We start from the raw sequence: 14,666 nt of genomic DNA, 5'->3' as shown, positions 1-14,666 counted from the left end.
CTTTCCCGGCGCCCTGACTCGGTCTGACTCCTCGTACCGACTCCCTTCGCCGACAGTCTCTCGATCGGACATCAGACCTTGAAACAGACCCTCGCCGCCGCGCTGCAAGCCCGCGGATATGAAACGCTTACACCCGTGCAAGAAGCCGTGGCCGACCCGGCAATCGCCGGCACCGACATGCTGGTTTCCGCGCAGACGGGTTCGGGCAAGACGGTGGGCTTCGGTCTCGCCATTGCCCCCGCAATCCTCGGCGACGCCGAGAGCTTCGGCGCCGCTGGCGCGCCGGAAGCCCTGATCATCGCCCCGACCCGCGAACTCGCGCTGCAGGTCCGCCGCGAACTCTCGTGGCTCTACGCCGAGGCCGGTGCGGTCATGGCCTCCTGCGTCGGCGGCATGGACGCCCGCACCGAGCGCCGGGCGCTCGAGCGCGGCGCGCACATCCTCGTCGCCACCCCGGGCCGCCTCTGCGACCACCTGCGCCGTGGCGCGGTCGATCTCTCGGCGGTCAAGGCCGTGGTGCTCGACGAGGCCGACGAGATGCTCGACCTCGGCTTCCGCGAAGACCTCGAGACCATCCTCGAAGCCTCGAACCCCGAGCGTCAGACCTTGCTCTTCTCGGCCACCGTCTCGCCGCAGATCGCGCAGCTCGCTCAGCGCTACCAACGCGACTCGCAGCGGATCCAGGTGCAGGGCGGTGCCAAGCAGCACTCCGACATCGAGTACCGCGCGGTGATCGTCGCCCAGGGCGACCAGGAGAACGCGATCACCAACCTGCTGCGCTTCCACGAGGCGCCGAACGCCATCGTCTTCGCCAACACCCGCGCGACCGTGTCGCGTCTGGTGTCGCGCCTGACCAACCGCGGCTTCGCCGTGGTCGGCCTCTCGGGCGAGCTGAGCCAGGACGAGCGCAGCCACGCGCTGCAGGCGATGCGTGACGGCCGGGCCCGCGTCTGCGTCGCCACCGATGTGGCCGCCCGCGGCATCGACCTGCCGAACCTCGACCTGGTAATCCACGCCGAGCTGCCGCAGAGCAACGAGGCGCTGCTGCACCGTTCGGGCCGCACCGGCCGCGCCGGGCGCAAGGGCATCTCGGCGCTGATCGTGCCGCTGCGCGACCGCAAGAAGGCCGAGCGCATCATGCGTTTCGCCAAGGTCGAGGCCGAGTGGGGCGAGGCGCCGAGCGCCGACGCCGTGCTCGAGCGAGACGAGGCGCGGATGCTGGCCGATCCCATGTGGACCGACCCCTCGCCCGAGACCGATGCCGCGCTGGTGACCCAGATCACCGAGAAGTACAGCGCCGAGGAAATCGCCCAGGCGATGGTGCGCCAATGGCGCAGCCTGCGCTCGGCCCCCGAGGAGCTGCTGCCGGTCGATGCCCGCGCCGAGAAGGCACCGCGCACCGAGCCCTTCGGCGCGAGCCGCTGGTTCACCGTCACCGTCGGCCGCGAAGGCAACGCCAACCCGCGTTGGCTGCTGCCGAAGATCTGCCGCGCCGGCAACATCACCCGCGAGGCGCTCGGCGCCATCCGCATCGCCGACGAGCTGACCTATGTCGAGATCTCCGAGAGCGCGGTCGAGGGCTTCCTCGAGGCGCTCGGCCCCGACATGGAAGTGGCGCAGGGACTGGTGATGGAGCAGGTCGACGGCCTGCCCGAAGAGCTCAAGAGCGCGCCGCGCGGCCCCAAGCCCGGCGGCTTCAAGAAGGAAGGTGGCTTCCGCAAGGAGGGTGGCTTCAAGAAGGAAGGCGGTTTCAAGAAGGAAGGCGGCTTCCGCAAGGAAGGCGGCGGCTTCAAGAAGGAAGGCGGCTTCAAGAAGAAGGAAGGCTTTGGCGGCCCCGGCGGCTTCAAGCGCAAGTCCGAGGACGGCGACTTCGAGCGCCCGCGCCGCGAGCGTGCCGAGGGCGACAAGCCCAAGGGCAAGTTCGGTGCCAAGAAGTCCTTCAAGGACACCGATGGCGCCCACAAGAAGGTCGGCCCCAAGAAGCACCGCAAGGGCTGAGCCCCGCGCTTCGATCGCTGAATGAAAAGAAGGCCGCCGGGTGATCCGGCGGCCTTCTTCGTTTCTGCATGGGTCCGGCTCGTCGAGCCGGCGGCGCGCGTCAGTGCGCCGCGCCCCCTGCCCCCTTGGCCGGCGGCTTCATCGCCAGCGCCATGACCGCGAGCCCGGCGAAGAGCACGGTAATCAGCAGGAAGACGTCGACGAAGGACATCACCGTGGCCTGCTCGGTGATGCGCCCGGCCATCTGCTGCAGCGCGCCGCGGTCGCCGTCGATCCCCTGCGCCGAGAGGTTCTGGCCCATCATCTCGAGCTGGCGCAGCGCCTCGGGGTTGTCCCAGCTCAGCGCCTCGCGCAGCCGGGCCGTGTGCAGCGCGCCGCGGTCGGTCAGCGCGGTGTTGATCAGCGCGAGCCCCACGGCCCCGCCGAGGTTGCGCATCAGGTTGTAGAGGCCCGACGCGCTCTTCATCTTCTCGGGCGGCAGCGTGCCGAGCGCGAGGTTGTTGATCGGCACCATGCAGATCATCAGCGACAGGCCGCGCAGCACCTGCGGCCAGAGCAGTTCCTGGAAATCCCAGTCGGCGGTCATGCCGGTCAGCATCCACGACGAGATGCCGAAGCCGATGAAGCCCATCATCAGCATGAGCCGCAGGTCCATCTTCGACGACAGCACCCCCGCCAGCGGCGCCGAGACGAACATCGCAAGCCCCGAGACGAACACCGTCTCGCCGGTCATCAGGCTGTCGTAGCCGCGGATCGAGCTCAGGTAGAGCGGGTAGAGATAGGTCATCCCGTAAAGCCCGATCCCCATCACGAAGCTGAACACCGAGCCGACGGCGAAGTTGGTGTTCCCGAAGGCCGAGAAATCCACCACCGGGTTCTTCAGCGTGAAGGCCCGCCAGAAGGTGACCACCCCGCCGATCACCATGACGACGAAGAGCACCGCGACCAGCTCGTCCTGGAACCAGTCGTTGCCCGGCCCTTCTTCCAGAACGTATTCCATCGCGCCGAGGAAGCAGGCCAGCGCCCCGAGACCGATCCAGTCGAAACTGTCGAAGAGCTTCCACTCGGGCTTGTCGAAATCGATCAGGGAGAGCGCGCCGATGGTGACGAGGATGCCTGCCGGAACGTTGACGAGGAACAGCCAGTGCCAGCTCATCGCGTGGCTGAGATAGCCGCCGACGGTCGGGCCGACGGTGGGAGCAAGCGTGGCGACAAGTCCGATCATCGGCGAGACGATCGCCCGCTTTGACGGGGGGAAGATGGTGAAGGCCGCGGCGAAGACCGAGGGGATCATGCCGCCGCCGAGGAAGCCCTGCACCGCGCGCCACAGGATCATCTCGTTGATCGAGCCCGAGGTGGCGCACATGAACGAGGCCGCGGTGAATCCCGCCGCCGAGATGGCGAAGAGGTATCGCGTCGACATCATCCGCCCGAGCAGGCCCGAGAGCGGGATCATGATGACCTCGGCGATCAGGTACGAGGTCTGCACCCAGCTGATCTCGTCCGACGAGGCGCCGAGCCCCGCCTGGATCTCGGGCAGCGAGGCCGAGACGATCTGGATGTCGAGGATGGCCATGAACATGCCGAAGACCATCACGAAAAACGCCGCGACCCTGCGCGGCGTTAGTTCGGGCGGTCCGGCCGGCGTCTGGGCTGCCGTGCTCATTTCGAGACCTCCGCAAGCTCCGTGCCGGCGGGCGCGGTGCGCTTGTCGATCTCGACCACGGCCGAGAGGCCGGCGCGCAGGCCGGGCGTGCCCTCGGGCAGTTCGATCCGCACCGGCACGCGCTGCACGATCTTGGTGAAGTTGCCGGTGGCATTGTCCGCCGGCAGCAGCGAGAAGACCGAGCCGGTGGCCGGCGCGACCGAGACCACGCGGCCCTCGATCTCGTGGCCTTCCATGGCGTCGATGCTGACCTTGACGGACTCGCCGGGGTGGATGTCCGCGAGCTGGGTTTCCTTGAAGTTCGCCTCGACGTAGAGCCCGTGATCCGGAACCACGGCGGCAAGCCGGGCGCCGATGTTCACCAGCTCGCCCTCTTCGATGGCGATGTTGGCGACGGTGCCGTCGAAGGGCGCGCGCAGGACGGTGTGGTCGAGGTCGCGCTGCGCCTGCGCGATGTCGAGCTCCATCTCGCGGCGGCTCGACTCGGTCTCGGCGCGCTCGGCCTTCAGGACCTCGACCTGCGCCTCGGCGCCCTTGATCGCGGCGGCGGCGGCGGCACGGTTGGCCTTGGCGGTCTCGAGCGCCTCGGTGGCATCGTCGAGATCGGCCTGCGAGGTGACCTTGCGCGCCGCGAGGCCCTGCGACCGGGTCAGCGCGGTCTGCGCGCTGCGCAGCGCCGCCTCGGCGGCGGACAGCTCGGCCTCGGCCTGCGTCACGCTGGCCTCGGCGGCGGCGGTCTCGGCGTCGATCCGGGTCAGCGTGCGTTCGAGCGTCGGCAGTTGCGCCTGCTTCTGCTCGAGCGCGATGCGGAAATCACCGTCCTCGATCCGCACCAGCACGTCGCCCTTGCTCACGTGCTGGTTCGCCTGCACCGGGATCTCCTCCACATATCCCTGCAGCTTCGACGACACGAGCGAGAGGTCGGCCTGAACATAGGCGTCGTCCGTCTCGATCATGAAGCGCCCGTCGGTCCACCAGCCATAGCCCTCGTAGCCGCCCGCCAGCAGCGCAATCAGCGCGATCCCCCCAAGGATGCGCTTCTTGCGGCCGCTCTTGGGCGGCACCTCCGCGGTTTCGTGAGTGGTGGCTTGCGGAGCCGTGGCCGGACGGGTCTCGGGATCGGTGGGTTCGATGCGGTCGTGGCGGGACATGGGGATGACCTTTGGGTGTCGAATGCAGATGGGAGGAGGATTCGCTGATCGAACCACTCGGTTCGACACCACATAGGAGGGTAGAAGTTCAAAATCAAGACTTCATCGAACCACCCGGTTCGATTATATGAGGGCCATGAAACTCGACATGATCACGGAGCAGGCCCGGGCCTGCGCGCAGAAGCGCCGCCACGCCGCGGGCGAAGACCCTGAAAAACGCCGTCAAATCCTCGACGGCGCGTGGCGGGTCTTTGTCGATCAGGGATTCGACGCCGCCTCGATGAACAGCATCTGCAAGGCGGCGGGCGTCTCGAAGGGCACGCTCTATGTCTACTTCGAGAACAAGGAAGACCTCTTCGTCGCGCTGGTCGAGGACAAGCGGCGGGATTTCTTCGACGGCATCTTCGCGCGGCTGGCCGAGGCGGGCACCATCGAGGAGCGGCTGTTGGCCTATGCCATCGGCCTTTCGACGCAGCTGAATTCCGAGGATGTCATCCGTGCGCAGCGCATCGTCATCAGCGTGGTCGAGCGCATGCCCGAACTGGGGATGCGCTTCTACGACGCGGGGGCCAAGCATTTCCTCGGCTGTCTTCAGGACTTCCTGCGGCGCGAGACCGAGGCCGGCACGCTGAACGTGCCCGACACCGCGCTGGCCGCCGGGCAGTTCATCGAGCTTTCCACCACGCTCACCTGGCGCCCGAGGCTCTTCGGCCGCCGCCCCGACGCGCCCACCGAGGAAGAGATCGCCCGCGTCGCGAAGGAGGCGGTGCGCGTCTTCCTCGCCGCCTACAAGGCATAAGGCGCCCCGCGGGGCGCCTCGATTTCAGTCCGGGTCGCGCGGGTCAGGCGGCGCGGGTCAGCATGCCGAAAAGATCGCGGGGATCGTCGGGATCGGCCAGCAGGTCGAGCATCTCGCAGAACCTGCCGCCGTCGATCAGCCCGTGCACGTAGCACAGCGCGCTGAAGTCCTCGATGGCAAAGCCCACAGAGTCGAAGAGCGTGATCTGCTTGGCGTCGCGCCGTCCCTGAACCTCGCCGCGCATCACCTGCCAGAGCTCGATCACCGGGTGATCGGGGTCAAGCTGCTGGATCTCGCCCTCGATGCGGGTCTGCTCGGGGTATTCCACGAAGATGTCGGAACGCAGCAGGATGTCGCGGTGCAGCTCGGTCTTGCCCGGGCAGTCGCCGCCAATCGCGTTGATATGCACGCCCGCACCGACCATGTTGTCGGTCAGGATCGTCGCGTACTGCTTGTCGGCGGTGCAGGTGGTGATCACCTGCGCGCCCTCGACCGCCGCCTCGGGGCTGGTGCAGCGCACCACCTCGAAGCCCTGCGCCAGAAGGTTGCGCTCGGCCTTGTCGGTCGCCGCCGGGTCGATGTCGTAGAGCCGCAGGCAGTTGATCCCGCAGAGCGCGCGGAAGGCCAGCGCCTGGAACTCGCATTGCGCGCCGTTGCCGATCATCGCCATGACCTCGGCCCCCTTCGGCGCGAGGTACGTGCCGACCAGTGCCGAGGTCGCCGCCGTGCGCAGCGCGGTCAGCAGGGTCATCTCGGTCAGCAGGATCGGGTAGCCGTTGGCCACCGACGAGAGCACGCCGAAGGCGGTCACCGTCTGGTAGCCCTCGCGCATGTTCTTGGGATGGCCGTTCACGTACTTGAAGCCGTAGTTCTCGGCATCCGCCGTCGGCATCAGCTCGATCACCCCGTCGCGCGAGTGCGACGCCACGCGCGGCGTCTTGTCGAACTCGGGCCAGCGTCTGAAATCCTCCTCGATCACCGCGGCAAGCCCGGTGATGAAGGCCTCGATCCCGTGCGCATGGACCAGCTTCATCATGTTCTCGACCGACACGAAGGGCACGTAGGCCAGTGCCGAGGGGGCGAGAGCGGCAGGTTTCACGGCCATCATCAGAAGCTCCGGGTCATGCGGTCGAGCACGCGGCGGCCGAAGAGGCTTGCCGTCAGGTCGCAGAGCAGCTTCGCCGTGCGGCCGCGCTCGTCGAGGAAGGGGTTGAGCTCGACGAGGTCGAGCGAACGGACGAGCCCGCTGTCGCCGAGGGTTTCCATGATCAGGTGCGCCTCGCGGAAGGTCGCGCCGCCGGGCACGGTGGTGCCCACGGCGGGGGCGATGCCGGGCTCGAGGAAATCGACGTCGAAGCTGACATGCAGCAGCCCGTCGGCCGCCTTCACCTTCTGGAGGAAGGTCTTCAGCGGCGCCAGCACGCCGGTCTCGTCGATGGCGCGCATGTCGTGCACCTCGATCCCCTGCTCGGAGATCAGCCGGTGCTCGGCCTTGTCGACCGAGCGGATGCCCATCATGCAGATGTTCTGGGTCGGCACGGTCGCGGCAAGCGGCGGGTAGGCGTCGTTGCCCGGCTGGCCGGTGAAGTAGTTGACAGGGGTGCCGTGCAGGTTGCCGCTGGTGGTGGTTTCCAGCGAATGCAGGTCCGGGTGCGCGTCGAGCCAGAGCACGAAGAGCGGGCGCCCCTGCTCCTGCGCGTAGCGCGCCATGCCGGCGACGGTGCCGGCGCTCATCGAGTGATCGCCGCCCATGAAGATCGGCAGGTCATGTCCGCTGGCCGCGTCGTAGGCCGCGGCCTCCAGCACCTCGATCCAGGCGATGGTCTCGGCGAGGTTGTGGATCACCTCGTTCTCGTGTCCCCGCGGGGACAGCACCGGGATGCTCAGGTCGCCAAGGTCGGTCACCTGCCAGTCGAGCTCGGCCAGCGTCGGCTCGAGCCCGGCGGTGCGCAGGCTGGCGGGGCCCATCAGGCAGCCCGGTTGCGACGCGCCGGTCTGGACCGGGGCGCCGAGAAGGGAACAGGTTCTGGACATGGTCTCTCCAATTGGATTTGGCGCATCATGCACCGATCTGATGACTTTTCCGCTCGCCAAAGTGACCAGATCGGCATATGCGCTGTTCACTTTGATCAGTTCAGAGGTCAAATAGCACAGCATGACGCAGCTTGCCCCCACCGACCGTGCCATCATAGCCGCGCTGCGCGGCGACTCGCGCATGTCGATCACCCAACTGGCGCAGACGGTCGGGATCTCGCGCACGACGGCGCGCGCCCGGCTCGAGGCGCTGGTGACCGAGGGGCGGATCCGGCGTTTCACGATCGAGACGGATCAGGATGTCGAGGGAGAGGTGCGCGCGATCACCATGGTCGAGCTTCAGGGGCGGCTGTCGCGCAACGTGATCCGCACGCTGACGCGCATCCCCGAGGTCGCGACCATCCACGCCACCAACGGCGCCTGGGATCTGGTGGTCGAGATCCGCACGGACTCCTTGGTCAACTTCGACCGCGTGCTGCGCGAGATCCGCGAGGTGCCGGGAGTGCTGAACTCGGAAAGTTGCCTGCTGCTGGCCCACGTGGCCGGGTAGCGCCGGGCGGGCAGGTCGCCGCCCGGCATCTAGTTCGGGTCAGCCCTGCGCGTCGTCCGACAGCGCCTTGAGACGGCGCAGCAGCGCCGCGTCGCGGAAGGCGACGTCCCTGGCAAAGCTCTCCTCGGTCGGCGTGCCATAGGCCTCGGTCAGCATGGCGCGGGTCTCGGTGTCGAGCCGGGCATCGCCCAGGTCGTCCCACCAGGTCTCCACCGCCTCGCCAAGGTGGTCGAGGAAATGCGTCATGCCGCCGACGCCGCCCGCAAGGGCAAAGATCTTGCCCTGCCCGATGAAGGCCCACCGCTGGCCCGGTCCCATCGATGCGGCAAGGTCGATGTCCTGCATCGAGGCCACGCCCTCGCGCGCAAGGTAGACGCTCTCGCGCAGCACGGCGGCCTGAAGCCGGTTGGCGATATGGCCGATCATCTCGCGGTTGAGCTTGATCGGCACCTTGCCGATGGCCTTGTAGAAGGCCATCGCGGCATCGACCGCCGCCTCCGAGGTCAGCTTGCCCGGCACCACCTCGACCAGCGGCACGAGGTGCGGCGGGTTGAACGGGTGGCCGACGACCAGACGCTCGGGGTGTTTCATCCCGGCCTGCAGTTCGCTGGGCATGATGCCGCTGGTCGAGGAGGCGATCACCACTTCGGGGGCCAGCGCGGATTCCAGCCTTGCGTAGGTCTCGCGCTTGATCTCGATGCGCTCGGGGGCGTTCTCCTGCACCAGCTCGGCGCCGGTCGCCGCCTCTTCGGGCGTCGCGAAGAAGCTGAGCGCGGCCTGCGCGTCCTCGGCGCTGCGGCCTGAGGTCAGACCGAGCGCTTCCAGCGACGGCCATGCGGCGGTGACGAAGGTGCGCAGCTTGGCCTCGGCGCCCGCTCCGGGATCGCTGGCGCGGACGGTCAGCCCGGCGCCGAGGAACAGCGTCGCCCAGCTGGCGCCGATGGTTCCCGTGCCGATGACGGCGACGGTCTGGGGATTGGTCGGGAAGGGCATGGGAAAACCTCTCGAATTCGGGAAATCGCGCATGGCTGGGCGAAAGACGCCTCGCTTGCGCGCACCCTAGCCGTTTGCGCGGCGGGCGAAAGACCCCTCGGAGGGATCACGCCGCACCGCGGCGCGCCATGCCGCTGCGTAATCCTCGAGCGCGGCGGGGTCGCCGCCTCGCGCGTGTCGCTGCACCGCGCTGGCCGGGGCCTCCTGCACCGCGAGCAGCGCGGCGCCGAGGCTGGTGCCGGTGGCCGAGGCGGAACAGAAGACCTCGCGCCCGGTCGCGGCGGCCAGCATGTCGAGCAGCAGCGCGTTGCGGGCAAAGGGCCCCTCGACCACAACCGGCCCCTCGGCCCCGATCAGCGACAGGCACTCGGCGGTCATCAGCCCGAGGTAGAAGGCCAGCGCCACGGATTTCTCGCCGGGCGACAGTGCCTCGGTCCAGTCGCCGTGCCGGCCCGGGAAGGGGCCGGAGGAGGTCTCGACCGAGGGCAGCAGCATGGCGCGTCGTTCCAGAACGGCACCCACGTCGCGCTCTGAATGCGGGCCGGTCTCGGGCTTCAGCATCTCGTATTCGCGCCCGCCCATGAACCGCGCCGAGGGCGTCGGCCCGCCAAGCGCGTTGACGTTGATCAGCAGGTCGCGCGCCGGATCCAGCGCGACCTGCGCGCCGCCCACCGCCATCGAGATCACCCAGGTGCCGGTCGAGACCACCGCGAAGGGCTGCGGCAGCGCCTTGAGATGCGGCAGCAGCGAGGCGTTGGAATCGTGGATGCCCGAGAGCACCGGGGTATCGGGCGCAACGCCCGTGCGCGCGGCGATCTGCGGCAGCAGCGCGCCCGCCACGTCGCCGGCATGGGCGAGCGGCGCCATCTTGCCCTCGAGCCCCAAAGCGGCCACCAGCGGCGAGAAGCCCCCCTCGCGCGGCAGCCAGAGATCGGTGTGGCAGCCGAGCGAGGTGTATTCGCAACCGAAGTGCCCGGTGAGGCGACCGGACCAGTACTGCGGGTAGGTCACCACCTGCGCCAGCCGCGCGCGCAGCCCCTCCTGCGTTTCCAGAAGCCAGTGCAGCTGCGCCCCGACGTTCAGCCCCATCGGCAGGCGCGGCGAGCCGGTCAGGGCAAACTCCGGGCGGATCGCGTCATAGGTCGCGGCCAGCCGGTCCGGCCCGTCGTGCTCGTAATCCAGCACCGGGCAGGCAAGCTCCCCCGCCCCATCGAGCAGGACGACCGACGCGCCATGGGTGGTGATGCTGATCGCGTCGATCCCGTGCTCGGCCTGCAGCGCGGCCAGCCCCTCCATGAGGAATTCCCACAGCCCGTCGATGTCGTAATGCGGATAGGCCCCGTCCCGCAGCACCGCCTTCGGGCGGGTGCGCACGCCGATCTCGGTCATGGTGGACATGTCCACGACCGCAATCTTGGCGTTGGTCTTGCCAATGTCCCAGACGGCGACGTGACGGGGGTTCGGGCGGGGCGGCGGGGTCATGGCAGGCTCATTTCATGTGAAACATCGGCACGAGCGGCACGGCCACCGGCGCGTTGTCCGGGTGGGTGCGCATGATGTCGGCCATGTGCGCCCACCAGCGCTGCATGACCTCGGTGCGCGGCAGCGCGTCCATGCCATGGTCCTCGCGCCGCCAGAGCACGCCGAAGAGGTGGTTCGTCTCGGCGTCGAGGTGGATCGAGTAATCCTCGACCCCGGCCTCCTTCAGCAGCGTGACCAGCTCGGGCCAGATCGCGTCGTGGCGGCGCCTGTACTCTTCGGCGCAGCCGGGGTTCAGCTCCATGCGGAAGGCGTATTTCTCCATCAATGCCTCCACATCGCCCAGAGCCGCGGCAGGGCGATCACCCCTATCAGCAGGAAGCCGATGAAGATCGACATGACGATGCCCGGCACGTTCAGCAGGCCCAGCCCGAAAGTCACCAGCCCCATGACGAAGGCGGCGATCACCACGCCGGGGATCGAGCCCGAGCCGCCGAGGATCGACACGCCGCCGAGGACGACCATGGTCACCACCTCGAGCTCCCAGCCGAAGGCGATGGAGGGCCGCGTCGAGCCGAGCCGCGAGGTCAGGCAGATCGCGGCGATCCCCGACATGAGCCCGGTGAGCAGGAAGAGGATGAACTTCACCCGCGCCACCCGGATGCCCGAGAAGCTGGCAGCGGTGGCGTTGTTGCCGATCGCATAGACCATGCGGCCGAAGTTGGTCCGGTGCAGCAGGATGTAGTAGAGCACCGCGAGCAGCGCGAAGAGCACGAACTCGAAGGAGATGACCCAGAACACGTAGCCCTGCCCGAAATAGGCGAAGTCCGCCGGGTAGCCGCGGTAGGCCCCGTCGCCGAGCACGATGTAGGAAATGCCGCGGAAGAGGCTCATCGTGCCGATGGTCACCACGATCGACGGCAGGCCCATCTTGGTCACCAGCACGGCGTTGAAGGCGCCGCAGAGCAGACCCGTGGCAAGGCCGATCAGCACCAGCTCGGGCGTGCCCGCGCCGTATTGCACCGCCGCGCCCATGGCGGTCGAGGCGAGCGCGATGATCGAGGCGACCGAGAGGTCGATCTCGCCGCTGATGATCAGCAGCGCCATGGCAAAGGCGATCATCGCCTTTTCCGTGAAGTTGAAGGTCGCGTCGCTGAGGTTCCAGGCGTCGAGGAAATAGGGCGAGGCGAAGCTGTTGGCGATGAAGATCGCCGCGGCGACGACGAAGAGCAGCAGCTCCCAGCTTTTCAAGAGCCGCGCACCGGGGCCCTGCAGCCGGTCGGGGATGCGGCGCGGGGCCTGGCCGTGGGTGGCGGTGTCGGTCATGCGTGGCCCTCCGCGCGCTTGAGGATGATGCGGCCCTTGCTGCGGCCGGAACGGGTGTTGAAGGCCACCGCGACGATGATCGCCGTGCCCGAGATGGCGAGCTGCCAGAAGGGCGAGATGTCGACCACCGGCAGGGCGTTCTTGACGATGCCGAGGAAGAGCGCGCCGAGCAGCGTGCCGAGGATGGTCCCTGCCCCGCCGGCGATCGAGATGCCACCGATGACGCAGGCCGCCACGACCTCGAGCTCGAAGCCGCCGGCGATGTCGACATAGGCCACCGAGTAGCGGGCGACCCAGAGATAGCCGGTGAGACCCGCCAGCATGCCGGAGATGGTGAAGGCCATGAACTGGGTGCGGCCCACGTCGATGCCGGTGTAGACCGCCGCGTGCGGGTTGCCGCCCACGGCGTAGAAGGCACGGCCGAGCGGGGTGCGGGCGATGGCGAGGAAGAAGAGCCCGGTCACGAGGATGGCGATCCAGGCCAGCACCGGCAGGCCGAGAAGGCTCGCGCGCGGGAAGCCGGTGAAGGCATGGCTCATCTCGTGCGCATTGACCCAGGCGCCACCCGAAATGACGAAGATGATGCCGCGGTAGATGGTCATCGTGCCGAGCGTCACGACGATGGGCGGGATCTTCAGCTTCCAGACCATCAGCCCGTTGATCATCCCCATGACCGCGCCCATGGCGAGGGCGAGCGCGAGGATCACCGCCACCGGCACGCCCGGGTGCGCCGCGTTCAGCATGGCGCAGACCATGCCGGTCAGCGCGAGGTTCGCCGCGACCGAGAGGTCGATGCAGCGGGTGAGGATCACCACGGTCTGCCCCAGCGCAAGCAGGATCAGCGGCGAGGTGTCGGTGAAGACCCGGGCGAGGTTGGCAGGGGCGACGAAGGCCGGGAAGCGGCTGGCGATCAGCGCGAGCAGAACGAGGATCGCGGCCGAGAGGATCGCCTCGCGGGATTTCAGGAAGGATCTCATCGGGCGGCTCCCTGTGCCGGAGGGGTGTTGGGGGCGCTGCCCCCTCTTCGCTGCGCGAATTCACCCCCGGAGTATTTTGGGAAAGATGAAGGCGGCGGGGTCATGGCCGCGCCCCGATGCCGGCGGCATGGCGCACGAGGTTCTCGGGGGTGAGGTCCTCGCCCTCGAGCTCGGCGGCGATGAGCCCCTCGCGCATGACGATGACGCGGTCGGACATGCCCAGCACCTCGGGGATCTCGGAGCTGACCATGATCACCGACAGGCCCTGCGCCGCGAGCTCGGCCATGAAGCCGTGCACCGCCGCCTTGGAGCCGATGTCGATGCCCTTGGTGGGCTCGTCGAGGATGATCACCTTGGGCTTCGTCGCCAGCCACTTGGCGATCACCACCTTCTGCTGGTTGCCGCCCGAGAGATTGCCGACGTCCTGGTCGAGCGCGGCGGCGCGCAGGTCGAGCCGTTCGGTATATTCGCGCGCGAGGGCGAATTCCTCGGAAAGCCGCAGGAAGCCGTGGCGCGAGGTCTGCGCCAGCGAGGGCAGCGTGACGTTCTGGAAGATCGGCAGGCCGATCACCGCCCCCTGCCGGCCGCGGTCCTCGGGCACGTAGACGATGCCATTGTTCACCGCCTCGGCGGGCGAGCGGATCACCCGCACCTGGCCGTCGATGCGCACCGCGCCCTTGGAGGGTTTCGTCACGCCGAAGAGCGCCTGCATGACCTCGGAGCGCCCTGCCCCGACCAGCCCGTAGAAGCCGAGGATCTCGCCGCGGCGCAGGGTGAAGTTGATCTCGTCGAACTCGGTGGGATGGGCGTAGCCCACGACCTTCAGCACCTCGTCTCCGATGTTGTGGGCGCGCTGAGGGAAGATCTGGTCGACGGAGCGGCCGACCATCAGGCGCACCAGTTCCGCCTCGTCGACGTCGGCGATGAGGCCCGAACCGACGTGCTGCCCGTCGCGGAAGACGGTGTAGCGGTCGGCGATGCGGAAGATCTCGTCGAACTTGTGCGAGATGAAGAGGATGGCCCGGCCCTCGGCGCGCAGCCGCTCGACCAGCTCGTAAAGCTCCTCGATCTCCTTGTGCGAGAGCGCGGCGGTGGGCTCGTCCATGATGACGACGCGGGCATCGACCGAAAGCGCACGGGCGATGGCCACAAGGTGCTTCGAGGCGATGCCGAGCTCGCGCAGCGGCATGTCGGGATCGAGGTCGGCATCGATGCGCGCCAGGATTTCCTGCGCGGCCTTGCGCATCTTCGCCCAGTCGATCAGCCCGAAGCGGGTGCGCGGCGCGTGGCCGATGAAGATGTTCTCGGCAACGGAAAGCTCGTCGAAAAGCACCGTCTCCTGGTGGATCGCGGTGATGCCGGCGGCGGTGGCGTCCTGCGCGGTGGCGAACTGCACCGGCTGCCCGGCAAGGCTGATCGTGCCAGCGTCGGGCTGGTAGATGCCGGTCAGCGTCTTGACGATCGTCGACTTGCCCGCACCGTTCTCGCCCACCAGCGCGGTGACCTGGCCGGGGTAGAGCTCGAGCGTGACGCCGTCGAGGGCCTTCACCCCCGGGAATGTCTTGGTGATCCCCTCGAGCCGCAGCACGGGTGCGGCATCGGCCATCGCGGCTGCGACGGGCGGGGTGGTGAGGCTGACTTGCATCGAGGCCCCCAGTGCCTGGGTTTGGGTGGGACCCCGGCGCAAACGCGC

13 protein-coding genes are annotated in these 14,666 nt (G+C 68.3%); 3 read left to right on the top strand and 10 right to left on the bottom strand.

The window, feature by feature from the left end; all coding sequences use genetic code 11:
- The first annotated feature begins 78 nt into the window (after positions 1-78).
- Positions 79-1,998, top strand: coding sequence for a DEAD/DEAH box helicase (locus tag PVT71_RS18775; RefSeq protein WP_353473968.1), 1,920 nt, complete (start codon positions 79-81; stop codon positions 1,996-1,998).
- A gap of 100 nt (positions 1,999-2,098) precedes the next feature.
- Here the strand turns inward: PVT71_RS18775 and PVT71_RS18770 are convergent, their stop codons facing one another.
- A complete protein-coding gene (locus PVT71_RS18770) occupies positions 2,099-3,664 on the bottom strand; it encodes a DHA2 family efflux MFS transporter permease subunit (protein ID WP_353473967.1) in 1,566 nt (521 codons plus the stop codon).
- Positions 3,661-4,815 carry an HlyD family secretion protein gene (locus tag PVT71_RS18765; RefSeq protein WP_353473966.1) on the bottom strand — a complete coding sequence of 385 codons (1,155 nt, stop codon included), beginning with the start codon at positions 4,813-4,815 and terminating at the stop codon, positions 3,661-3,663. The genes PVT71_RS18770 and PVT71_RS18765 overlap by 4 nt, the downstream gene beginning before the upstream one ends.
- Positions 4,816-4,963: 148 nt before the next feature.
- Here PVT71_RS18765 and PVT71_RS18760 point away from each other — a divergent pair, with 148 nt between their 5' ends.
- Positions 4,964-5,614, top strand: coding sequence for a TetR/AcrR family transcriptional regulator (locus tag PVT71_RS18760; RefSeq protein WP_353473965.1), 651 nt, complete (start codon positions 4,964-4,966; stop codon positions 5,612-5,614).
- Between the two features lie 43 nt (positions 5,615-5,657).
- On the opposite strand, the gene PVT71_RS18755 is transcribed toward PVT71_RS18760, so the two are convergent.
- Together PVT71_RS18755 and rocF are read right to left on the bottom strand one after the other, a co-directional pair.
- Positions 5,658-6,719 (bottom strand): ornithine cyclodeaminase, encoded by a 1,062-nt coding sequence (locus PVT71_RS18755; RefSeq protein ID WP_353475563.1) that lies wholly within the window; start codon positions 6,717-6,719, stop codon positions 5,658-5,660.
- Positions 6,720-6,721: 2 nt separating this feature from the next.
- Positions 6,722-7,648, bottom strand: a complete 927-nt coding sequence (gene rocF, locus PVT71_RS18750; protein ID WP_353473964.1) for an arginase — start codon at positions 7,646-7,648, stop codon at positions 6,722-6,724.
- 121 nt (positions 7,649-7,769) lie between these two features.
- Here rocF and PVT71_RS18745 point away from each other — a divergent pair, with 121 nt between their 5' ends.
- On the top strand, positions 7,770-8,198 hold the full coding sequence (locus PVT71_RS18745; protein WP_353473963.1) for an Lrp/AsnC family transcriptional regulator: 429 nt from the start codon (positions 7,770-7,772) through the stop codon (positions 8,196-8,198).
- A 39-nt stretch (positions 8,199-8,237) separates the two neighbouring features.
- Here PVT71_RS18745 and PVT71_RS18740 read toward each other — a convergent pair whose 3' ends face one another.
- From PVT71_RS18740 to PVT71_RS18715, 6 genes are all read right to left on the bottom strand, one after another.
- Positions 8,238-9,191 carry a 3-hydroxyacyl-CoA dehydrogenase NAD-binding domain-containing protein gene (locus tag PVT71_RS18740; protein ID WP_353473962.1) on the bottom strand — a complete coding sequence of 318 codons (954 nt, stop codon included), beginning with the start codon at positions 9,189-9,191 and terminating at the stop codon, positions 8,238-8,240.
- A 66-nt stretch (positions 9,192-9,257) separates the two neighbouring features.
- Positions 9,258-10,673, bottom strand: a complete 1,416-nt coding sequence (locus tag PVT71_RS18735; protein WP_353473961.1) for an FGGY-family carbohydrate kinase — start codon at positions 10,671-10,673, stop codon at positions 9,258-9,260.
- 7 nt (positions 10,674-10,680) lie between these two features.
- Positions 10,681-10,995 carry an L-rhamnose mutarotase gene (rhaM, locus tag PVT71_RS18730; protein WP_353473960.1) on the bottom strand — a complete coding sequence of 105 codons (315 nt, stop codon included), beginning with the start codon at positions 10,993-10,995 and terminating at the stop codon, positions 10,681-10,683.
- Complete coding sequence (locus tag PVT71_RS18725) at positions 10,995-11,996, bottom strand: ABC transporter permease (RefSeq protein WP_353473959.1); 1,002 nt, start codon at positions 11,994-11,996, stop codon at positions 10,995-10,997. Before PVT71_RS18725 ends, rhaM begins: the two co-directional genes overlap by 1 nt.
- Positions 11,993-12,973, bottom strand: coding sequence for an ABC transporter permease (locus PVT71_RS18720; RefSeq protein ID WP_353473958.1), 981 nt, complete (start codon positions 12,971-12,973; stop codon positions 11,993-11,995). Before PVT71_RS18720 ends, PVT71_RS18725 begins: the two co-directional genes overlap by 4 nt.
- A gap of 100 nt (positions 12,974-13,073) precedes the next feature.
- The gene (locus tag PVT71_RS18715) at positions 13,074-14,618 is read right to left on the bottom strand and encodes a sugar ABC transporter ATP-binding protein (RefSeq protein WP_353473957.1); all 1,545 of its coding nucleotides are present in this window, start codon (positions 14,616-14,618) and stop codon (positions 13,074-13,076) included.
- Positions 14,619-14,666 lie beyond the last annotated feature (48 nt).

The organism is Salipiger sp. H15 (genome assembly GCF_040409955.1).
Taxonomy (GTDB): Bacteria; Pseudomonadota; Alphaproteobacteria; order Rhodobacterales; family Rhodobacteraceae; genus Salipiger.
This window is presented reverse-complemented; position numbering and strand designations above follow the sequence as displayed.